General features: G+C 64.9%; 19 protein-coding genes. 18 read left to right on the forward strand and 1 reads right to left on the reverse strand.

All coding sequences use genetic code 11. From position 1 onward, the window contains the following. Window positions 1–292: 292 nt before the first annotated feature. Window positions 293–1,630 (forward strand): C40 family peptidase, encoded by a 1,338-nt coding sequence (locus ACRQEC_RS05775; RefSeq protein WP_026428652.1) that lies wholly within the window; start codon window positions 293–295, stop codon window positions 1,628–1,630. A gap of 234 nt (window positions 1,631–1,864) precedes the next feature. Here ACRQEC_RS05775 and ACRQEC_RS05780 read toward each other — a convergent pair whose 3' ends face one another. Next, window positions 1,865–2,389, reverse strand: coding sequence for an inorganic diphosphatase (locus tag ACRQEC_RS05780; protein WP_026428653.1), 525 nt, complete (start codon window positions 2,387–2,389; stop codon window positions 1,865–1,867). An 80-nt stretch (window positions 2,390–2,469) separates the two neighbouring features. On the opposite strand from ACRQEC_RS05780, the gene ACRQEC_RS05785 reads away from it, so the two are divergent. From ACRQEC_RS05785 to ACRQEC_RS05865, 17 genes are all read left to right on the forward strand, one after another. After that, a complete protein-coding gene (locus ACRQEC_RS05785) occupies window positions 2,470–3,843 on the forward strand; it encodes a D-alanyl-D-alanine carboxypeptidase/D-alanyl-D-alanine-endopeptidase (RefSeq protein WP_284890024.1) in 1,374 nt (457 codons plus the stop codon). Next, complete coding sequence (gene tilS, locus ACRQEC_RS05790; RefSeq protein ID WP_284890022.1) at window positions 3,843–4,952, forward strand: tRNA lysidine(34) synthetase TilS; 1,110 nt, start codon at window positions 3,843–3,845, stop codon at window positions 4,950–4,952. Before ACRQEC_RS05785 ends, tilS begins: the two co-directional genes overlap by 1 nt. A 37-nt stretch (window positions 4,953–4,989) precedes the next feature. Next, complete coding sequence (hpt, locus tag ACRQEC_RS05795; RefSeq protein WP_016441812.1) at window positions 4,990–5,541, forward strand: hypoxanthine phosphoribosyltransferase; 552 nt, start codon at window positions 4,990–4,992, stop codon at window positions 5,539–5,541. Beyond that, the gene (gene ftsH, locus ACRQEC_RS05800; protein WP_284890021.1) at window positions 5,542–7,824 is read left to right on the forward strand and encodes an ATP-dependent zinc metalloprotease FtsH; all 2,283 of its coding nucleotides are present in this window, start codon (window positions 5,542–5,544) and stop codon (window positions 7,822–7,824) included. Between the two features lie 105 nt (window positions 7,825–7,929). Beyond that, window positions 7,930–8,523 carry a GTP cyclohydrolase I FolE gene (gene folE / locus ACRQEC_RS05805; protein ID WP_284890130.1) on the forward strand — a complete coding sequence of 198 codons (594 nt, stop codon included), beginning with the start codon at window positions 7,930–7,932 and terminating at the stop codon, window positions 8,521–8,523. A gap of 1 nt (window position 8,524) precedes the next feature. After that, window positions 8,525–9,436, forward strand: coding sequence for a dihydropteroate synthase (gene folP, locus ACRQEC_RS05810; RefSeq protein WP_284890020.1), 912 nt, complete (start codon window positions 8,525–8,527; stop codon window positions 9,434–9,436). Further along, window positions 9,433–10,356, forward strand: coding sequence for a 2-amino-4-hydroxy-6-hydroxymethyldihydropteridine diphosphokinase (gene folK / locus ACRQEC_RS05815; RefSeq protein ID WP_284890019.1), 924 nt, complete (start codon window positions 9,433–9,435; stop codon window positions 10,354–10,356). Before folP ends, folK begins: the two co-directional genes overlap by 4 nt. After that, window positions 10,349–10,768 carry a DUF3180 family protein gene (locus ACRQEC_RS05820; RefSeq protein WP_284890018.1) on the forward strand — a complete coding sequence of 140 codons (420 nt, stop codon included), beginning with the start codon at window positions 10,349–10,351 and terminating at the stop codon, window positions 10,766–10,768. Before folK ends, ACRQEC_RS05820 begins: the two co-directional genes overlap by 8 nt. Before the next feature lie 86 nt (window positions 10,769–10,854). Then, window positions 10,855–11,349 carry a PH domain-containing protein gene (locus ACRQEC_RS05825; RefSeq protein ID WP_284890017.1) on the forward strand — a complete coding sequence of 165 codons (495 nt, stop codon included), beginning with the start codon at window positions 10,855–10,857 and terminating at the stop codon, window positions 11,347–11,349. Continuing rightward, a complete protein-coding gene (locus tag ACRQEC_RS05830; RefSeq protein WP_284890016.1) occupies window positions 11,350–13,230 on the forward strand; it encodes a PH domain-containing protein in 1,881 nt (626 codons plus the stop codon). Between the two features lie 52 nt (window positions 13,231–13,282). Beyond that, window positions 13,283–14,152, forward strand: coding sequence for a ketopantoate reductase family protein (locus ACRQEC_RS05835; RefSeq protein WP_284890015.1), 870 nt, complete (start codon window positions 13,283–13,285; stop codon window positions 14,150–14,152). 11 nt (window positions 14,153–14,163) lie between these two features. Next, on the forward strand, window positions 14,164–15,012 hold the full coding sequence (locus ACRQEC_RS05840) for a Rossmann-like and DUF2520 domain-containing protein (RefSeq protein WP_284890014.1): 849 nt from the start codon (window positions 14,164–14,166) through the stop codon (window positions 15,010–15,012). A 40-nt stretch (window positions 15,013–15,052) separates the two neighbouring features. Continuing rightward, window positions 15,053–16,534 (forward strand): lysine--tRNA ligase, encoded by a 1,482-nt coding sequence (gene lysS / locus ACRQEC_RS05845; RefSeq protein ID WP_284890129.1) that lies wholly within the window; start codon window positions 15,053–15,055, stop codon window positions 16,532–16,534. Between the two features lie 365 nt (window positions 16,535–16,899). After that, window positions 16,900–17,922: an efflux RND transporter periplasmic adaptor subunit gene (locus ACRQEC_RS05850; protein WP_284890013.1), complete on the forward strand. Its 1,023-nt coding sequence runs from the start codon at window positions 16,900–16,902 to the stop codon at window positions 17,920–17,922. After that, the gene (locus ACRQEC_RS05855; RefSeq protein WP_035276747.1) at window positions 17,922–18,602 is read left to right on the forward strand and encodes an ABC transporter ATP-binding protein; all 681 of its coding nucleotides are present in this window, start codon (window positions 17,922–17,924) and stop codon (window positions 18,600–18,602) included. The genes ACRQEC_RS05850 and ACRQEC_RS05855 overlap by 1 nt, the downstream gene beginning before the upstream one ends. Continuing rightward, the gene (locus ACRQEC_RS05860) at window positions 18,599–20,122 is read left to right on the forward strand and encodes an ABC transporter permease (RefSeq protein WP_284890012.1); all 1,524 of its coding nucleotides are present in this window, start codon (window positions 18,599–18,601) and stop codon (window positions 20,120–20,122) included. Before ACRQEC_RS05855 ends, ACRQEC_RS05860 begins: the two co-directional genes overlap by 4 nt. Before the next feature lie 29 nt (window positions 20,123–20,151). Beyond that, on the forward strand, window positions 20,152–21,090 hold the full coding sequence (locus tag ACRQEC_RS05865; RefSeq protein WP_284890011.1) for an NAD(P)-dependent oxidoreductase: 939 nt from the start codon (window positions 20,152–20,154) through the stop codon (window positions 21,088–21,090). The last annotated feature ends 157 nt before the right edge of the window (window positions 21,091–21,247 follow it).

The raw sequence follows: 21,247 nt of genomic DNA on the forward strand, positions 1-21,247 counted from the left end.
CGAACATGATGCAAGCATAGGCAGGCGAGGGCGGTATTCGTCAAGTTCACGACGTGAATCACATTCTTGATTGAGTGCGCAGTTGCGGTTCCTACCCTGTGACGATTGTGGTTTCTGATAAATACAGGTGAACAGTGTGACGAAAAAGAACAGAATTACACCTGTGAAATTTTGGGGCAGATGTTTCGTTTTGGACTGGTGTGAGGTATGTTCTTAGTGTTTATATCGAATTGTGGGCTTAGTCTGCGCGCACCCGTCCGGGGCGCGGGAAAGCCCGCCCTCTGGAGGTCGTGTGGAGAATCGTTCTCGGCGCCTAACGGCTGTGCTGGCCGCCTGCGCCCTCGCTCTCTCAGTGCTACCCGGTGCCCGCGCGGATAACGTTGATCGCGATATTGATCGCTCGCGGGCCGCGGAAAAGCAAACAGCTCAAAGTATCGGGCAGATTGAAGCTTCGCTGGCCGGGCTTGCCTCCCAGGCCGAAGCGGCACGCACCGATGTGGTGATTAAGGCAGCCGAAGCCCAGCGCGCCCAGCGCAACCTGGAAGATTCGGTCAATACCGCGATGGATGCCCAGGTGGTGGCCAATAGCGCCCGGGCGGAAGCCGATGCGGCGCGCGGGGAGCTCGGCTCGATTTCCTCGGCGATGTACCGGGATTCTTCCACCACGCTCACCGCCGCGAACGCGCTGCTTGGGGCGCAATCCCTGCGCGATGCCGATGATCGCCAGCGCGCCTTCCGCACCGCCGGCCACGCCACCGACCAGAAGCTACAGCGCTATCAGGCCGCCCGCGATATTGCCGATACCCTCCAGGGCGAAGCGGATCGCAAGGCCAATGAGCAGGCCACGATTGCCGCGCGCGCCGAGGGTGCCGCGAAGGACGCTAGCTCGGCCGCCTCCCAATTGGATAGCCAACTGGCCTCCATCGAAGCACAACGTGACCAACTTTTCGAAACCCTTGCCCGGCAAAAGGGTACGACGGCGGCGCTGGAACGCGCCCAGCAAGAACAGAAAGAAGCCGCGGCGCGTGCCCAGGCCGAAGCCGAGCGCCAGCGCATCGCGGCCGAAGCGGCAGCCCAGGAGCAGGCCGCCCGCGAGGCAGCGGCTCGGGAAGCCGCGGCCCGCCAGGCGGCCGCGGAAGAAGCGGCTCGGCGCCAGGCTGAAGCGCAGCCCGCCCCCGCGCCGGCACCCGCTCCTGCCCCCGCACCGGAACCTGATCCGGAACCGGCACCTGCGCCCGCTCCGGCCCCCGAACCGGAACCGGAACCCGAACCTGAACCGGCCCCGGCGCCTTCGGGTGACGGCTGGGCGATTGTCAGCTTCGCGCGGCAATTCGTGGGCGTGCCCTATGTGTGGGGTGGCAATACCCCCTCAGGCTGGGATTGCTCCGGTTTCACCCGCTATGTATACGGGCACTTCGGGTATTCCCTGCCGCGTACCTCCGGGGCGCAGCGCTCGGCCGGCTACGAGATTTCCCCCTCCCAAGCCCAACCCGGCGACCTGCTGTGGTGGCCCGGGCACGTGGGAATCTACACGGGCAACGGCATGCATATCGCCGCCACCAACCCCGAAGGCGGCACCCGCGAAGGCCCGATCTGGGGCAGCCCCACCTACGTGCGGATTATTGACTAGGTGCGGCTAGCGCGCGGCAGGTAAGGTTCGCGGAGCGGATCGACGCCGGCGCGCGGCATACAAGCCGAAAAGAAAAGCGGGAGCTGTGCATATCTGCATAGCTCCCGCTTTTTGTGCTTTTATTCGGAGTTACTGGCGTTTTCGCCGGGGCCGCGCCGGCTGCCGGGGCGCTTGTCCAGTGCCGGGCTGCCCGTTTAGTGCTGGCCGGGCGCCCGCTTAGCGCTAGCCGGCTGCTTAGTGTTGGCTGGGCGGCTGCGCTTCGTGCGCGGTGTAGTAGCCTTCGTCAATGGCCCGCTGGAAGGAAGCCCGGATTTCCTCTTCCGCGGCTTCGCGGCCCACCCAGTGGGCGCCTTCCACGGATTTGCCCGGTTCCAGATCCTTGTAGACCTCGAAGAAGTGCTGGATTTCCAAGCGATGGAATTCCGAAACATCCTCAATTTCGGTACGCCAGGAAGCCCGCTGATCCGAGGCCGGCACGCACAGCACCTTATCGTCGCCGCCCTTTTCATCACGCATGCGGAACATGCCCAGCGCGCGGCACCGAATCACACAACCCGGGAACGTGGGCTCTTCCAGGAGCACCAGGGCGTCCAGCGGGTCGCCGTCCTCACCGAGGGTGTCATCAATAAATCCGTAATCATCGGGGTACCGGGTGGATGTGAAAAGCATGCGGTCCAGGCGAATCCGCCCGGTTTCGTGATCTACTTCGTACTTATTTCGATTTCCCTTGGGGATTTCGATGGTGACATCGAATTCCATCATGTGAAGCTCTCCTCGCTGACGGCTGGCACATAAGAACACCTAAGAATACGAGCTGCGTTCCGTGCAAGAATAGGCCCGTGAAAGGAAAAGCTCAGATCGCTTTGTCCCTGGTGCTCCTTCTTGCGGGCGGGTACGCATTCGCTGATGCCTTTGATCTTACCCCCGGATTGCTCACCCTGGGACCTAGGGCCGATGCCGCCGCGCCGTATCCGCATCCCACCCCCGTGCCGGCCGTGACCGTTCCGACCGCTTCCGCGCCCGCGGAACTCGAGGATGCCAGCGCCGCCAAAGTGGCCGCCCTCGGCCAGGAATTCGCCGCGCGCCTGGCCCCCACGGGCCAGGTATCCTACGAAATTCGCGAGGCCGCCACCGGGCGGGTCCTCGCCAGCAAAGACGCGAAAGTCCCACGGGTCCCGGCCTCCAATATGAAACTGGTGACCGCCCGGGTGGCCCTGGAAACCCTCGGCCCGGACCGCCGCTTCGCTACCAGCGTGGCCGCTTCCGGCTCCACCATTCACCTCATCGGCGGGGGCGATGTATTCCTGGCACCCGATACCGCCGCCACCCAGGTCCCGGGCACCATCGCCCGCGGCGATCTTTCGGAATTGGCCGCGGCCGCCGCCACCTACGCGCGCGAGCATCCGGGTGGCCCGGTGAGCGTCGTCGTTGATACCTCTCTTTTCGCGGGGCCGGAGTACGCGCCCACCCTCGACCCGGTCAATCACGATTACGTGGCTCCCATCACGCCGATTGCCGTGAACGGCGGGGCGGTGGGCTACCACTACAGCACCACGCCCGCACTCGATGCCGGGAATGCGCTGGCCGAACAGCTGCGCGGGGCCGGCGTGGAGGTGGCGGAGGTGCGCGCGGGGCAGGCGCCCAAGGAAGCGGCGGCCCACCCGCTGGCCACGGTGCATTCGGCGAGCGTGCGCGAGCTGGTGGACCGCATGCTCACCGAATCGGATAACACCCTGGCCGAAACCCTCGGGCACCTGGTGGCGCGCGAGCGTGGGGAAAGTGCGGATTTTGCGGGGGCGGCGCGGGCCACGCACGCGGCTCTGGAGGAGCTCGGCTACCCGCTGGAGGGCGTGGTGATCTCCGATAATTCCGGGCTGAGTGAAACGAATCGGCTCACCTGCGTGCTTCAACTCGCGATCCTGGAGGATGCTGTGAACCTGGCGGACGGCACGGTGGGGGCGCTGGGCGCGGGGCTGCCGGTGGCCGCGCTCAACGGCACGCTCGCGGATCGCCTCACCGAAGGCGCCGCGCCCGGTATGATCCGCGGGAAAACTGGCACGCTCGCGGATGTGGTGTCCCTTAGCGGGGTGCTGCGCACGCGTTCGGGGGCGCTGCTGACTTTCTCCATCCTCACCGATTCCCACCACGACGTTTCGTTATTGGACGTGCGGGCCGCCGAGGATGCTTTCCTCACCGCGGTGGCGGAGCTGTAATGGCCGGACCCCATCCCGCGTATGCGGCCGGGCGGCGCCGCCTGCGCGCCCTGCTGAAGAGCTGCGGTTACGGGCCGGGGACTCGCCTGACGGTGGCGGTGTCCGGCGGTTCGGATTCCCTCGCACTGGCCCGCATCGCGCTCTTCGTGGCGCGCCGTGACGGCTACCTGCTGCGCGCGGTCACCGTCAATCACGGGATTCGCCCGGAGGCGGGGCGCGAAGCCGCGCAGGTTGCGAGCCTACTTCGTTCGTGGGGGTACGACGACGCCGCAACGGTCAGCGTGGACCTTGGCGGTGGATCGAGCCCGGAAGGGCAGGCGCGGGCGGCCCGGTACGCAGCGCTGGCCGCGGCGGCTGGCGCGGCACGTGAGGCGGCGGGCGCGGCGGGCGAGATGGCTGGTGCAGGCAAAGCGGCGGGCGCCTGCGGCCCGGTGCTGCTGGGCCATACCGCGGACGACCAAGCCGAAACCGTGCTCCTGGGCCTGGGCCGGGGTTCGGGAGCACGTTCCCTGGCGGGCATGCCGGAAGCGGGTCCGCTGCCGGGCCACCCGGAGATCACTGCGTTACGCCCGCTGCTGGGGCTGCGGCGCGCGGCGCTTCGCGCCGCGCTGCAAGATGAGGGCATTGCCTGGGTGGAGGACCCGTCCAATGAGCCCGATGGCCCGTGGCGGGCGGCGGGCGGCGGCCCGCTCACCCGCGCCGCGCTGCGCTCACGCGCCCTGCCGGCCCTACAAGAGGCGCTCGGGCCGGGCACGGTGGAAGCCCTGGCCCGCACCGCCTACCTGCTGCGCCGCGATAATGAAGCACTCGATGCTTGGGCGGCCCGGGAGCTATCCAGCTGGGAAGAGCACGGTGTGGTGACAGAGGCGGGGGAGCCAGCTGGCGGCGTCGTCGTACCTATTGCGCCACTGCGTGAACTTCCCACGGCCGTACGCACCCGGATTCTGCGTGCCCTTGCCCTGCGCGCCGGAGCGCGTGCCGGGGAGGTGAACGCGGGGCATATCGAGGCCCTCGACGCGCTGGTGACAGGGCCGGGCGGCGTGCGCCACTGCGACCTGCCCGGGGCGCGAGCGCTTCGGCGCGATAATATTGTCGTCTTCGCGCGTTAGGCTTAGATGCACAGCGGAACTGCTCAAGGAGATGGTGATGGACCACACCGATATGGGTGATAAGTTGGAAAAAATCCTCGTCACAAATGAGGAAATCCAAGCGAAGCTTGAGGATATGGCGCGCCAGATTGACGCCGATTACGATGGTGATCTGCTCGTGGTGGGCGTGCTCAAGGGCGCCGTCATGGTCATGGCGGATCTGGTGCGGAAAATCCACTCTCCGCTGAATATGGATTGGATGGCGGTGTCCTCCTACGGGATGGGTACCAAATCCTCCGGCGTGGTGCGGATTTTGAAGGACCTGGATGCTGATGTGACCGGCCGGCACGTTCTCATCGTAGAAGATATTATCGATTCCGGCCTCACGCTCGCGTGGCTGAAGAAGAACCTGCTGGATCGCGGGGCGCAATCGGTGCGGATCGCGGCTATTCTGCGAAAACCCGAGGCGGCTAAAGTTGACGTTCAGGTTGATTATCTAGGCTTTGATATTCCCGATGAGTTCGTGGTGGGGTACGGACTCGACTATGCCGAACAATTCCGGCATCTGCCTTTTGTGGGCACCCTGGCCCCGCACGTTTACGGAGGATAAGTGGACGAACAGCAAGAACCTCGCGGTACGGAACCGGGCGGCACCGCGCCGGGCGGAAGCGAAGCTCGTGGCGGTGAGGCACGCGGTAGTGACACTCGCGGTAGCGAAGCGAATCGCGCCGAACCCAGCGCGTATGAGCGCAAGCGCCGGGCACGCCGCGCCCACCCGCCCCAGCCGGACAACTCGGGCAGTGATACCGGTACGGGCGGCGACGGGAAGAATAAGAAATCCCGCGGCTCCGGCTCCGGCCATAAGCTCAGCGAAGAAGAACGCACCAGCAGGCGGCGCTGGCGCGTTATTTCCGGCATCGTCATCGCGGCGCTTCTTGCTTTTATCGGGACCAACCAATTCATGGCCATGCAGTGGTCCAATATCTCCACCTCGGAAGGTATCGCGCTGCTGGAAGGTACCACCGTGCAACGCGTGCAGATTACAGACGGCACCAACCGGGTGCGCCTGTGGCTGACCGAGCCAACGAAAACCATGGACGGCGACGGCGACAAGCACGACGCCGGGAAGAAGGTCACCTTCCAATACGCTGACCCGCAGGGCCAGCACATCACCTCCCTAGTGGAACGGGCCAATCCGGAGCGCGGGCATAACTCAATCGTTCCCTCCCAGAACGTTTTCGTGTCCATGCTCTTCACCTTCCTGCCCATGATCCTCATCTTCGCGGTGTTCATCTGGTTCATGCGCAGCCAGATGGGGCGCGGCTTCGGGGCGAAAGATGCCAATGCGGACGGAGAAGTCTCCGAAGTGCGCTTCTCCGACGTAGCCGGGGAAGATGAAGCCGTCGAAGAAGTGAAGGAAGTGGTGGACTTCCTCAAGAACCCGGACCGCTACCAGGCCCTCGGGGCCCGCATCCCGCGCGGGGTGCTCCTCTACGGCCCACCCGGAACGGGTAAAACCCTGCTGGCCAAGGCCATCGCCGGGGAAGCACAAGTGCCGTTCTTCTCCATCGCCGCCTCGGAATTCGTGGAGCTCTACGTGGGTATGGGTGCCTCGCGCGTGCGCGAACTCTTCAAAACCGCGAAGAAAAAAGCCCCGGCCATTATTTTCGTGGACGAAATCGACGCGGTGGGCCGCGGGCGCAGCAGCGGAGCCCTCAGCCACGGCGAACAGGAACAAACCCTCAACCAGCTCCTCGTGGAAATGGACGGCTTCTCCACCGATGAGGCCGTGGTTCTTATTGCCGCCACCAACCGCCCGGACGTACTGGATCCGGCGCTGCTACGCCCCGGGCGTTTCGACCGGCAGGTCGCGGTAGATGCCCCCGATATTCGCGGGCGCGAAGCCATTTTGCGGGTGCACGCGCGCGGCAAGCCGCTCGCGGACGACGTAGACCTGGCCGGGGTCGCCAAGCGCACCCCCGGTTTCACAGGCGCGGATCTCGCCAATATCCTCAACGAAGCCGCGCTTTTGGCGGCGCGCCGCCACGCCCACGTCATCACCAATGCGGATGTGGATGAAGCCTCGGATCGCGTGATGGCCGGCCCGCAGCGCTCCAGCCGGGTGATGAGCCCGGAGGATCGGCGCATGACGGCCTATCACGAAGGCGGGCACGCGCTCGCGGCCGCGGCTTTGCGCTATACCGACCCGGTCACCAAGGTGACTATTTTGCCGCGCGGGCGGGCCCTGGGCTACACGATGGTCATGCCCACCGAAGACCGCTATTCGGTTACCCGCAACCAGCTCCTCGACCAGCTCACCTACGCGCTGGGCGGGCGCGCCGCGGAAGAAATCATTTTCCGGGATCCTTCCACTGGCGCTTCCAATGACATTCAGAAAGCCACCGAAACCGCGCGCAAGATCGTGACCGAATACGGGATGACCACCGCGGTGGGTGCGGTGCGGGTGGCTCCCACTGCCCAGGAAGAAGCGAGCTTCGGGGCGGCCTCGCGCACCTCGGATTCCCTGGCTGCCACCGTGGATGAGAATGTGCGGGCCCTCCTCGACCAGGCCCTCACCGAAGCGTGGACGATCATCACCGAAAACCGGGATATCCTCGACCACCTGGCCGCGGTGCTCCTCGATAAGGAAACCGTGCTGGAAAACGAACTCGCGGAGATTTTCAAGGACGTTGTTAAAGCCCCGGAGCGGGAGGTGTGGCTCTCCGCCCCGGATCGCCCGGTCTCGCAGCGCCCGCCCATCCCGCTCCCGGAAGGGAAAACCGAGGCGGAAGCGGCAGCGGATTCGCGCCTTCCCGCCCCGGAACTCCCCGATGCTGCCACCGGGCCGCTCGGCCCGCGCGGCCGGCACGGCGCGGAAAATGAGGGCGCCTAAATCTTCGTGGTTATGAGCGTGGAAAATACGGGGCGTGAGCGCGGAAAGGACGGATGCATGAGCGCAGCGGAATCAGCGGGAAGCGGCCGGGCCGACAGCCAGAGCATGGACACGCAGCGTCACGGCGCGCGGCAGGTCGATACCGCGCGGGTGGAGCGGGCCGTGCGGGAACTCCTCAGCGCTATCGGTGAGGACCCGGACCGCCCCGGCCTCGTGGATACTCCCGCGCGGGTAGCCCGCGCCTGCACCGAAATTTTTTCCGGGGTGGGCAAGGATCCCGACGCGGTGCTCGACGCCCAATTCGCGGAAGACTTCCACGAAATGGTGGTGGTACGGGATATCACTTTCTATTCCATGTGCGAACACCACCTGCTGCCCTTCTTCGGGGCGGCCCATATCGTCTATATTCCCGGGGCGGAAGGGAAAGTCACCGGCCTGTCCAAACTGGCCCGGCTGGTGGAAGGCTACGCGCGCCGCCCCCAGGTTCAAGAGCGCCTGACCACCCAGATCGCCAATGCGCTGCGTGACCGTTTGGGCGCGGCCGGGGTGCTCGTGGTGGTGGAAGCCGAACATATGTGCATGACCATGCGCGGGGTACGCAATTCCGGTTCGCGTACCGTCACCTCGGCGGTGCGCGGCATGCTGCGCAAACCGAGCACCCGCGCCGAAGCCATGAGTCTCATCGAACGGGGAGCCTAATATGCCAACACCTATGCCGCTGCGCGATTCGGAACTTTTGGGGGGACCCCACACCCGCGTGATGGGAATCCTCAACGTCACCCCTGATTCTTTTTCCGACGGCGGGCGCTGGGCCACGGTCGATGCCGCCATCGCCCACGGCCATGAACTCATCGCCGCCGGGGCAGACATCATCGATATCGGCGGGGAATCCACCCGCCCGGGTGCCACCCTCCTCAGCCCCGCGGAAGAATGGGATCGCATCGGGCCGGTGGTACGCGAACTAGCCGCGCATATCCCCATCTCGGTCGATACCTACCACGCCGAAACCGCGGCGCGGGCCTGCGCGGCCGGCGCCCGCATTATCAACGACGTGACCGGCGGGCGCGCAGACAGCTCCATGTGGGAAACCGTGGCCGAATCCGGGGCCTATTATGTGCTTCAACACGGGCGCGGCGACGCGCAAACCATGAATTCTCTGGCCGGCTATCGCGCTATCGGCCGCGAGGTCAGCACGGAAGTTCTTGAGCGCGTGGCGGGTGCCGTTGCGGCCGGCATTGCCCCCACTCGGATCATCATCGACCCGGGTTTCGGCTTCGCAAAAATGGGCGACGACGATTGGCGCCTGGCGGCCCATATTGACGAATTCCTGTGGGCCGGCATGCCGGTTCTCATCGGAGTTTCCCGCAAACGCTTCCTCGCCGAAGTCACCCCGGAAGGCCTAGCTGCCAGTGGGCGAGACGGCGCCACCGCGGCGCTGAGTACCTATTTCGCCGAAAAAGGCGTGTGGGCGGTGCGGGTCCACGACGTAGCATCCTCGCGGATCGCGGTGGATACCGTGGCGAAACTGCGCGAATGCGGACTGGTATCCACCTCCCAACCCGGAGTAGCTCGCCCCGAAAACACGGGCGCTGCGGGGGCCGCGCGGTCATGATGGGACTACCCCCGCGTATTCACGATGCCCTCGCCATGCTCGGATGCTGCCTGGATACCGTGAGCATCACCGGCGTGGAAGTATCCGCCCGGCACGGCGTCTACGCGGAAGAACGCGAAGCCGATCATCCTTTTATTTTCGACGTCGCAGCCTTCGTGGACACCAGCGCGGCCGGCCATGCAGATGACCTCGCGGCCACCATCTCCTACGCGGATCTGGCAGAGGACGCCCGCGCGGTCGGGGAAAGCACTCCTGTGAGCTTGCTTGAAACACTGGGGGAGCGGGTAGCCGGCCGGGTCCTCGCGCGCGGTGCCCTGGCCGCCGAAGTGACCGTACACAAACCCGAAGCTCCCGTACCGGGGCGCTTCACGGACGCCCGGGTAACCGTGCGGCGCCTGGCCGATATTGCCCGCGCGGGAACCATGCGGGAGATGGTGATCGGGATGGGCGCGAACCTGGGGGAACGCGAAGAAACTCTGCGCGCTGCCCTTACCCAGATCGCCGCGCTCCCCGTCCATATTGACGCGGTTTCCTCATTCCATACCACCGCCCCCGTGCTTGCGCCCGGGCAGGAGCCGCAACCCGATTACCTCAACGCGGTACTGCGCCTCAGCACCGAGCTCGCGCCCCTCGAGGTGTTGGCCGCACTCCGTGCTATTGAGGCGCGAGCGGGGCGCCAGCGCCGGATCCACTGGGGGGCCCGCACCCTCGACCTCGATATCGAATGGGTAGAAGGAGTACGCAGCACCCACCCGCTTCTCACCCTGCCCCACCCGCGTGCTCATACCCGCGCCTTCGTCATGGAACCCTGGCAAGAAATCGATTCGGAGGCCACCGCAAAACTGGAACGCGCCCGGATAAGCGAGCACGCGGGTGCCGGCGGCGTCGTCGGCCCCGATACGGGCGGGCACGATGCGTAATCTACGAGCCTTCCTGGGGTGGGGCGCGGCAGGCGCTTTAGCAGGTGAAGCGCTGCGGCGCCTCCTCGCCGCGCATCCCGTTGCTGTGCCCGCCTTCGCCGGGCTGCCGCTACTCCTCATCGCCGCGGTGCTGCTCTGGTACGGCTGGCGGGTGCGGCGGCTACGGCGCGGGCGCGCCGAATCTCTTTCACGGCTGGCTGCGCTGCGGGTGGCAGCAGGCGCGGCAGCGGGGCTGCGCAGCGGGGCGCTTCTGGCGGGCGCCGGGGGAGTGCTCGCGATTATGAGCGCGCTGGGCTCCACCTCTTTTACTCGGGCGAGTGCGCGGGCCTGGGCGATCCTCACCGCCGCGGCGCTGGTGCTCGCGGTGGTCGGATGGATCGTGGATACCTGGTGCCGTATTGAGCGGCGGTAGCGGGGCGCCGGTTTCATTGTGCCGCGGCAGTCGCGGTGTTTTTCGGGGCCAATTTTTATGTCGTAGCCCTTTGGTAGCGTTAAGCCATGGTGACTACCCCTCTTGATCCCGGGCGGAACTACCGCGCGGTGTCGCGCAAACTCTTCACGGTGCGGTGGATTATCGCCGCCTGCTTCTGGCTCGTGCTCCTCATCGCGCTCGCGGTGGCTGGATTTATTGCGCGCCCCGAACCGCTCGCCTATTACGCGCCCCTGCTGGGGTTGCCCGTCCTCGGTTTCCTGATTCACCTGCGGATTCTCTCCCGGCAGGTGAATCACCTCGGTTACGCGATGGATGATATTGCGCTGCGCCTGTGCCGCGGGATTATGTTCCGCCGCATTGACGTGGTGCCCTACGGGCGTATCCAAACGGTGGATGTGCAATCCGGGCCGCTGCTGCGCCGCTTCGGGCTCGCGAAAGTCACTCTCCACACCGCCTCCATGGAAACGGATGCAGTTATCACCGGTCTGCCTACCGCGGAAGCGGATGAGGTGCGTGAACGTCTCCTTCACCTCGGCGTAGCCGAAATGGAAGGGGTCTAAATGGCCGGCACCGAAACATCCCCGGAATCGGGAAGCGTGATGGGAGTAACCGGCGCGCTGCCCGCAGCTCCTGGTGCGTTGCCCGCAGTTCCTGGTGCGCTACCCGCTGCGCCCGGAGTGAGTAGCACCGCGATCTCGGGCACCTGGCAGCCGGTCTCGAAATGGACGCCGTGGAGCTCGCTGCTCTCGTTGTGGTTCTTTGTAGTAGTAGCTGGCGGTTATATCGCGATTAAGCGCCTGGAGGATACCGATTCGCCTGGAATTGTCTGGGGTGAATTCGTTGATCTGCTGCGTTCCTTCTGGCTGATCGCGGTGGGTATTGCGGTGGTAGTTACGGCGCTGACCGGGATCGTCGCGGCCATCCAATGGCGGCATATGGCCTGGATGTTCGATGCGGACGGGGTGCATATGCGCAGCGGCGTGCTGTTCAAACAGCACCGCCACGTGCGCTGGGATCGTATCCAAAGCGTGGATGTCACCCAAAAACTCCTCGCGCGGCTGGTGCGCCAAGCCAGCCTCACTATTACCTCCGGTGGAGAAAAAGTAGAGATCGGGTGGTTGGCGCTGCCCCACGCTGAAAAACTGCGGCCTCTCGTGCTCTCGCTCGCGGATAAAATGCGCAGCGGAGATAGCTCGGAAGTCCCCGATCTTGCCACCGTCAGCGCTCCGGAAGTACGCCCGCACCTGTATGCCATGTCCGCGCGGCGGTTCCTTGCCTCCCTCGTGCTCTCCCCACGGATCTTCCTCGCGATTCTTACGGTGGCCGGATCGGTCACCACCTATGTGCTTACCGATGCAGGTGGTTCCTTCGCCCTCCTCTTCCTTATCATCGCGCTGATATGGCAGCCCGTGAGCTCCCTGCAAGCTAATTGGGGAGCTCGCATCTCGCCCACGGCCGAAGGCGTGGAAAAACAAGAAGGGCTCCTATCCCGGCGCACCCTCGGGTTGCCTTCCTATCGCGTCCACGCGCTGGCCTTCAAAAAACCGAATTTGTGGCCCGGATGGTGGAAAGTAGAAAGCTGCGTTATTTCCGGCTCGATTTCCGAAGCGATGGAAGCAGCCAAGACCGCAAATGATGCCCTGGTCCCGGTGGGAACGGTCGAGGATGTCCTCGCCGTTGTGCGTGAACTCGGCTTCGCGAAAGACGCCGACGCTGACGTGCTTCCCGAGGGCGATGCCGCATCCGATGCCGCTGCCGCTAGTGCTGGCGCTACTGATGCCATGGCGCTCCCACCCCACACCGGGGTACCCAGCCTGGCCCAGCTGCGCAGTTATCTTCTTGATGACAGCGCCCTCCCCGGATTCATCCCCAACCCGCGCTCCTCACGCTGGTTGGATCCCATCGGGTGGAAACGCTCGGGTATTTTCGTAGGTGAGGATGTCATTATTATGCGGCATGGCTGGTTCTGGTACCGCAAAGTAACAATTTTGCTGCGCGAACACTACCAATCCGCCATTATTAGCCAAGGCCCGCTCGAACGCCGCTTCCAGCTCGGTACCCTGCGCTGGGCAACTGTGGGGCTCTCGGTAGATGCCCACGCCAAACACATGGATGCCGCCACCGCCAGCCGCGTCCTCACCGCCACCGTCCGCGAACGCGGGCACGGCCCGCGCGGCTGGCACCCCGAATTACCTCCGGCCGGCCCCACCGCACCACCAGCCGTGCGGCCCTCCGCACCTCCAGCGGCACCGCCATCGGCACCGCCATCGGTACAACCAGCGGCACACGAACCGCGGGCGGCCGGTATGCACGCGCAGCCAACTGCACCCACTCAGCCGGGCGCGCCTACGGCGCCGTCGTACCCCCAAGGGAATGACAATAGTCCCGGGTCGGGCCGCAGCCAGGTTCCTGAAAGTGATTTCGGCCCGATACAAGAGTGAAACACGTCGCGTAGCCGCACTTTTACATTTTTCTACATCTAGGATTATTCCCATGCTTAATATCTACGGCCCGGGTGGTATTGGTGGGCTCATCGCGGGAGTTCTCGCGCACAACGGTCAAAAAGTCGCGGTTGTTGCTACCGAGCGCACCGCAGATGTTATTAACCGCAACGGAATTGTTATTAAATCCAAGCGGTTCGGTAATTTCACCGCGCAGGTGCCGGCAATAACCAGCCCGGCCCGCGGCAGTGAAATCCTCCTGTGCACCAAGGCATACACCCTCCCCAGCATCGAAAAGTCGATTCGCTCGGCCCGCCCCAAAGAAGTGGGGGCGCTCTTCAACGGCTTCGATCATGCTCGTGCCATCCACACCCTCACCGAAGGGGAATCCTGGTCCGGCTCCGTCTACACCATTAGCGAACGCACCGCGCCCGGAGTTATCGAACACACCTCCCAATTCCTCAAAGTGGAAATGCCCGATACCGCCATGGACGGCGAAATCGCGCGCGTACTCCTCAACGGCGGAATTGACGTCTTCTTCCGCGGTACCGAAAACCAGGTCCTGTGGCGCAAACTCCGCAACCAATGCGCCATGGCCCTGCTGACTGGCGCCACCGGGCTGCCCATCGGCCGCGCCATGGAACGCGCCCCGGAACTCACCGACGCGATGTGCACCGAACTGGCCCGCATCGCCACGATGGAGAAAGTTCCCACCCGCCCCGCGGAAATCCACGCGTGGCTACGTCGCCTCGCACCCGATGCGCACTCCTCGCTCTCTCGCGACCTGCGTGACGGCAACCGCACCGAAATCCACTCCCTGGGCACCGCGGTTCTCGAAGAAGCCGCCCGCCTCGGAGTACCCGCACCGGCCATCACCGCTGCACTCTCCGCCATCGATGATCGGTTGCGGGGCCGCAAGTGACACCGGGCCGGATGACCATAGGGATCATCTCGGCCGGAAAAGTCGGAAGCGTCCTCGGCGCAGCTCTGCGGGCCGCCGGCCACACCATCATCGGTGCGGTGGCCCGCAGCAGCGCCAGCCGCGAACGCCTCGACGCACTCCTCCCCGGAGTACCCGCGCGCGAAACCAAAGACCTCCTCGCCCGCGCAGACCTCATCCTCCTCGCTGTGCCCGACGCCGCCCTGCCCGGCGTCGTGGAACACGCCGCCGGGCAGGGATGGTGGCGCCCCGGCCAGCTCGTCATCCACACCAGCGCGCGCTTTGGCACGGGCGTACTCCGGGATGCGGCTACCGCCGGCGCCCTCACCCTCGCCCTCCATCCGGCCCTGACCTTCACCGGGACCTCCCTCGATATGCGCCAACTCATCGGCGCCACCTGGGCAGTCACCAGCTCCGCGCCACTCCTGCCCATCGGCATGGCGCTCGTGAGCGAACTCGGGGGAGAACCCTCCGTCCTCGCCGAAGAAAACCGCGGACTCTACGCTGCCGCCCTCACCCATGCCTCCCGGCACACCGCGCTCCTCGCCGGCCAAGTCCAGCGCATGCTCGCCGCCGCCGGACTGGACAGCACCTACGCCCGCGGACTCCAAGAACAAGCACTCGCCATGGCCGACGCCGGTATCGAACTTATTGACCCGCCAGCTGGCGGCGTCGTCGCCGAAAAAAATGAAGACGCACCCGCCGCAAGCGATAGCGCCCCGGACGATATCGCCGCGGTCGAAGCCCTGGCAGCAACCGGGAATTATCCTGATATTCCACCTGTCTATCGGGTGATACGGGCCGCGTCACGTGACCGGGCGGCGCGGCGTCGTCTACCATGACCATGTGAGTGAATTTCTTGATAGTGAAACCCCGGAACAGATGCGTATCCGGCTGGACAAGCGCGCCCGCCTGCTCGCGGAAGGAAGCGAAGCCTACCCGGCTGAACTTCCCATCACCGCCACCATCCCGGAAATCCGGGAACAATACAGCGATATTGAGGCTGGCGAAGAACTAACCGAGACGTCGGTGGGTATCGCCGGGCGTGTCATGCTCTCCCGCACCGGCGGAAAAATTGCTTTCGCCACCCTCCAAGACGGGCGCGGCAACCGCCTCCAGGTGATTCTCTCCCTCGCGCACGTGGGCGAAGAACGGCTGACCGCCTACAAACAAGACGTAGACCTGGGCGATTTCATTTTCGTTTCCGGGCACGTGGGGGCCTCCAAGCGCGGCGAACTCTCCGTTTTCGCCCACGAATGGCAGATGGCCTCCAAGGCCCTGCGCCCGCTGCCGAAGATTTACCAGAACGAAGCCGGCGAAGACGTTGCCCTCAACGAAGAATCGCGGGTGCGGATGCGCCACCTCGACCTCATCACCCGCCCGGCCGCCCGTGATATGGTGCGGCTGCGCGCCGGGGTCATGAAATCGCTGCGCGCCAATTTTGACCGCCGCAGCTACGTAGAAATCGAAACCCCGATCCTCCAGCCCATCCACGGCGGGGCCGCGGCCCGGCCCTTCCAAACGCATATTAACGCCTACGATGAGGACCTCTACCTGCGCATTGCCACCGAGCTCTACCTCAAGCGCGCGGTGGTGGGCGGCGTGGATCGCGTATTCGAAATCGGGCGGAACTTCCGCAACGAGGGCGCCGATTCCACCCACTCCCCGGAATTCACCGCCCTGGAGGCCTACCAGGCTTACGCCACCTACGATACGATGGCCGAACTCACCCGGGACCTCGTCCAGCGGGCCTGCCTGGATACCCTGGGCACCACCACCGTCACTCTGAATGACGGCACCGAATATGATCTGGGCGGCGAATGGCAGAAACTCGATCTGTATGAATCGGTTTCCGCGGCCGTGGGTGAAGAAATCACCGTGGATACCCCGCGTGAACGCCTCGAAGCCCTCGCGGAAGCCCGCGATATCGCGATCGCGCCCTTCTGGGTGAACGGCAAAATCGTGGAAGAACTCTTCGAAGAACTGTGCGGGGACCAGCTCTACGCACCCACCTTCGTGTACGACTTCCCCGAGGACACTTCCCCGCTCACCCGCCCGCATCGCACCAAGAAGGGCCTGACCGAAAAGTGGGACCTGTACGTGCGGGGCATGGAACTGGGCACCGCCTACTCCGAGCTGGCCGACCCGGTTATCCAGCGCGAACGCCTCACCCAGCAATCCATCGAAGCCGCCAACGGCGACCCGGAAGCCATGCAGCTGGACGAGGACTTCCTCGCCGCCATGGAACAGGGCTTCCCGCCCACCGGCGGCATGGGCATGGGCATCGACCGGCTCCTCACCGCCATGACCGGCCTGGGGATCCGTGAAACGATCACCTTCCCCTTCATTAAACCCGGGAAGTAACCCGACCGGCCAGGGGAATGACCTGGCGCGCTGGGGAAATAACCTGATCGCTTCAGGAAGTAACCCGGCTCGAAAGTAATTTTTCGGTACGACGACGCCCGCGCCGCGGAGGCCCAGCCCCCGCGGCGCGGTGGCGTATCTGGCGCGGGTACATCGAGCTGCGCGGCGTTGCTCCGCACGGGGCGGCTTAGGCCGCTACCAGCTGCCGGGAACAACCCAGCCTGGCACCCGGTAAGTTGCCCACTAAAAGAAACGTGATGAATTTTCCTATTTATTTTTCGGCCTCTTCACGGTAATCTTCCAAGTAGTTCGGTGCCACGCCCGGCTTCCCGAATCCTATTTCCCGTGTGCAAAGGTGCCCGTCCATGAAGAAAACTGACACCATTTTCCAGGTCATCAAGCTCCTGCTCGGCCTCGTCATCGCCGCAGCTCTCGTCAAGTTCGCATTTTTCCCGAACCAACGCACCTCCACGGAACTCGTGGCCCAGGGGGATTTCACCATCCCCACGGTGGTGGCCATGCCGGGGGATATCGATAATTCCCTCACGCTCGATGCCACCGTCATGCGCAATCCGGCCACTCCCGTGCGGGCCACCGCCAACGGCACCGTGGATGTGGTCGATGTCAAAGCGGGCGCCGTCGTCAATGAAGGTGACCGGCTGCTGCGGATCCGCCACGAAGAAGAAAAAACCACTGCCGCCACCGTGGAAACTTTTGAGGACGGCACCGAAGTGGAAGTGCCCGGCGAGCCCTATATTGAAGTGAGTTACGTGAATGTGCTCGCCCCGGTGAGCGGCACCGTGGCGGTGGATGTGCTCGTGGGCCAGCCGGTCTCCATCGGAGAAAGCATCGGCTCGATCACCCCGGCCACCTACCACGCCCGGGTGAGCGTGAAACCCGAACAGCTCTATTCCCTCGCTTCGCTGCCGCCGGCCGGGCAGCTCGCGGTCACGAACGGCCCGGCGCCTTTCGACTGCACCAATCTGCGCACGGTCACGGAAAAAACCGGTGCGGGGGCTGGTCTTGGCGCTAAAGAAGCCGAGGCGCGCGGACTAGATGGCGCGTCCGGAAGCGTGCAACCTGCCCTTATCTGCGATATTCCCGCCGAACAGCAGGTTTACGACGGTTCGGCCGCGAAACTCACCATCCCGGGGAGCAATACCACCGGGGTGCTGACCGTGCCGGTCAGCGCGGTGGAAGGGCGCTTCCGCGAAGGCGTGGTCTACCTGCCCGCGGCGGACGGCGCGCAACCTACCAAACGCACCGTGCAACTCGGGGTGACGGACGGGCGCCAGATTCAGATCACCGGCGGACTGGAAGAAGGCGAAGAAATCCTCCAGTACGTGCCGAGCGCGCAGCCCACGCCCGACCCGATGATGGGGATGTGATGTTAGAGCTTGAGCAGGTGACCCGCACCGTCACCCTCCCGAACGGCCGCCCGCTGCCGATTCTGCGCGGGGTGGACCTGCGCATCGAGCGCGGGGAGTACGTGGCGATTATGGGTCAGTCCGGAACGGGGAAATCCACTCTCCTCAATATCATCGGGATGCTCGACCTGCCCGATACCGGCTCCTACCGTTTTGAGGGCCGCGACGTGGCGGACTTGAGTGAATCGGCGCGCGCCCACCTGCGCGGCTCCCTTTTCGGTTTCGTTTTCCAGCAGTTCAATCTGTTCCGCGGCCGCACCGCCGTGCAAAACGTGGAAGTGCCCCTGCTGTATTCGGATACCGCTACTATTTTTCGACGCCGCAGCTTAGCTGCCCAGATGCTGGATCGGGTGGGATTAGGGGACCGCCTGGATGCGATGCCCTCCCAGCTCTCGGGCGGGGAACAGCAGCGGGTGGCCCTCGCCCGGGCGCTCGTGCGCCGCCCCCAGGTTCTCCTCGCGGATGAACCAACTGGCGCCCTCGATGTGGATACCGCGGGGCGGGTCATGGATCTTATGGAAAGTATGGCGCGGGAAAATAACGCCACTTTCATTATGATCACCCACGATCCGAAAGTGGCCGCCCGCGCGGATCGCCGTTTCACCATCCACGATGGGCTCGTCTGGCCGGAGGAAAAATGACACGCATTTTCGGGGCCGTTCTCGAAGCCTGGGAAGAAATTCGAGTGGATCGCGGACGAGTTATCCTCTCCCTCGTCGGGGTGGCGGCCGCGGTGTGGGCAATGGCAACCGTGCTTGCCCTGGGCCAGCTCATTAGTGCAGCTGGGGAACACCAGCTCGCCCAGTGGGAGGGTAAACCCGGCACCGTCAATATCGGGGTGTATAACACCGGTGGGGAGGGCGGCGCCGATCCGTTCGCCAACCCTTATGCCGATCCTTACGCCAATCCGTACGCGAATCCCGTGGCTCCGCCCACCGGCGCGCAGCTCGGCACCCTGGCCGGTGCCCAGGCCAGCGAAGATATTTTCAGCACCACCGTGGCCGAATACATGGAGAAGGCCGGGGCGAATTATTGGACGCGTTCGCGTACCTCCTATGTGTCCCTCGCCTTCCCGCCGGTGCTACCCGGAGCGGGCGGCGCCGGTGATATTCAGGACCTGGAGGGCTGGGGCTCCGAAAGCATGACCGGGGCGGAAGCCGGCGGCGAGCTGGGTGCCGGCGGCGAGCTGGAAAGCGCCGGTGCGGTAGAAGGCGCCGAACCGGTAGGGGATGGCTCCAACGGCACCGAGTTTGGTGAAGGCGGCGGCCCCGGGTTCGGGATGATGGAGCCGAATTACGAAATGCTCGCGGTGGACCCGGCCTACGGCCCGCTCTTCGACGTGCAGCTCACCCGCGGGCGGTGGCTCACCGAAGCCGATGGCGAGCGCCTCATGAACCCCGCCGTCGTCAATGAAATGCTCTACAAGGAAATGGGCGAGCCATCGCTGGCCAGCTACCCGCAGATCGCGCTGTCCGGACCCACCGGGGTGCGGATGACGGTGGTCGGGGTGGTTGCGGACCGCTCGCGCTGGGATAGCCCGCGCCTGCACGTGCCCTACCAGAGCATGGCCGCCGCCGCGATGACCCAGCTTTCCCCCATGAATTCCTCCACCGTTTCGGTGCTGGTGCCGCGCGGGGAAGAGGCGGAAGCCCAGAAGGTCCTCGTCTCCGTACTCCAGGGTCGCTTGGGGAAGAACTACCAGGTGGAAGGCCAGTTCATCGAAAGTCAGATGCGCGGCCAGGAATCCACCGAACGCCAGGTCACCGCGATTATCGCGGCCATCGGCGGGATCGTGATCCTGGTGGGCGCCCTGGGCCTGCTGACCGTTTCCATCGTCACGATGAAGCAGCGGGTGCGGGAAATGGGGATCCGCCGCGCGATGGGCGCCTCCGCGCGCCGTATCTTCACCTCGGTATTCCTGGAATCCGTGGTGGCGACGACGGCGGCCGGTTTCATCGGGGTCATTGCCTCGATTATCACCATCCGCACCGCGCCCATAGCCCGGTGGCTCGACCTGCCCTTCTCGGTGGATAGCGTGGGATACCCGGTCCTGGCCGCCTTTATTGGCCTGGCGATCTCCGCCGGAGTGGGAGCGCTCTGCGGAATTATCCCGGCTACCATGGCGCTGCGCATCAAACCGATTGACGCCATCCGCTTCTAGGTGGGAGCGCGGAGAGCTAGGCTAAAGCCATGAAAGTACTGCTCCCCAATAGCTTTGACCTCTCCCTCCCGCCCGAAGCGGGCGTCACCTGGGTGACCTTCGATGTGAACGCACCCATCCCGGAAGAACACCGCGATGCCGAAGCCCTCGTGGTCTGGCTCGATCCGAATGCGACCGAGCACGTGGCCCAGCTTCCCCAGCTCAAACTCATCCAGGGCATGATGGCCGGTGCGGAAAGCCTGCACGCCACCAACCCGCCCGCCGGAGTCATCCTCGCCACCGCGAACGGCCTGCATGACGCCACCGTATCCGAACACGCCATCGCCCTCGCGCTCTACCTGGTGCGCGACCTGCGCATCGCCACCGAAGAACAGCACAACCACCGCTGGTCACGCGATCGCATCTTCTTCACCGAACTGCGCCCCGGCGGGCGCCTCACCAGCCTGCTCGGCGCGAAGGTAACCATCTGGGGCTACGGGCATATCGGGCGCCACCTGGCCGGGATGCTCAAAGTTTTCGGGGCGCAGGTGCGCGGCCTGGCCACCTCCCGGCGCACCGAAGGTGATATTGAGGTGTACGACGGCGCCAACCTCGCCCAGCGCGATGAGCTCCTGGCCGATACCGATGTCCTCATTCTCATCCTCCCCGCCACCGAGGCCACCGCCAATGTGGTGGATGCGAGCGTCTTTGCGGCCCTGCCCAGTCGCGCCGTCGTCGTTAATGTGGGGCGCGGAAAAACGGTGAACGAAGAAGACCTGGCCGCCGCGCTGCGCGAAGGAAAAATCGCGGGCGCCGGCCTGGACGTGACCGCCACCGAGCCGCTCCCCGCGGATTCGCCGCTGTGGGACCTGGCCACGATTATTACCCCGCATACCGCCGGCGGGCGGCCCGTGGGTGCCGAAGAATTGATCCTCGCCAATGTGCGGGCGCTGCGCGACGGAGGGGAGTTCATTAACCGCGAAGCCTAAGCGTAGAAGGAAGCCTCAAGCGGCCGCGCGATCCGGTGCGGCGCCGCGCTCGCATGACCCGCCGCGCTGCCCCGCGCCACACAATCGACAATAACCAACCGCCCGGGACTACCACTCGGCGGCAATAGTGCGCTACACTCCTTAAACTGACATACAG

The organism is Actinotignum saccati (assembly GCF_051265055.1).
GTDB lineage: Bacteria > Actinomycetota > Actinomycetes > Actinomycetales > Actinomycetaceae > Actinotignum.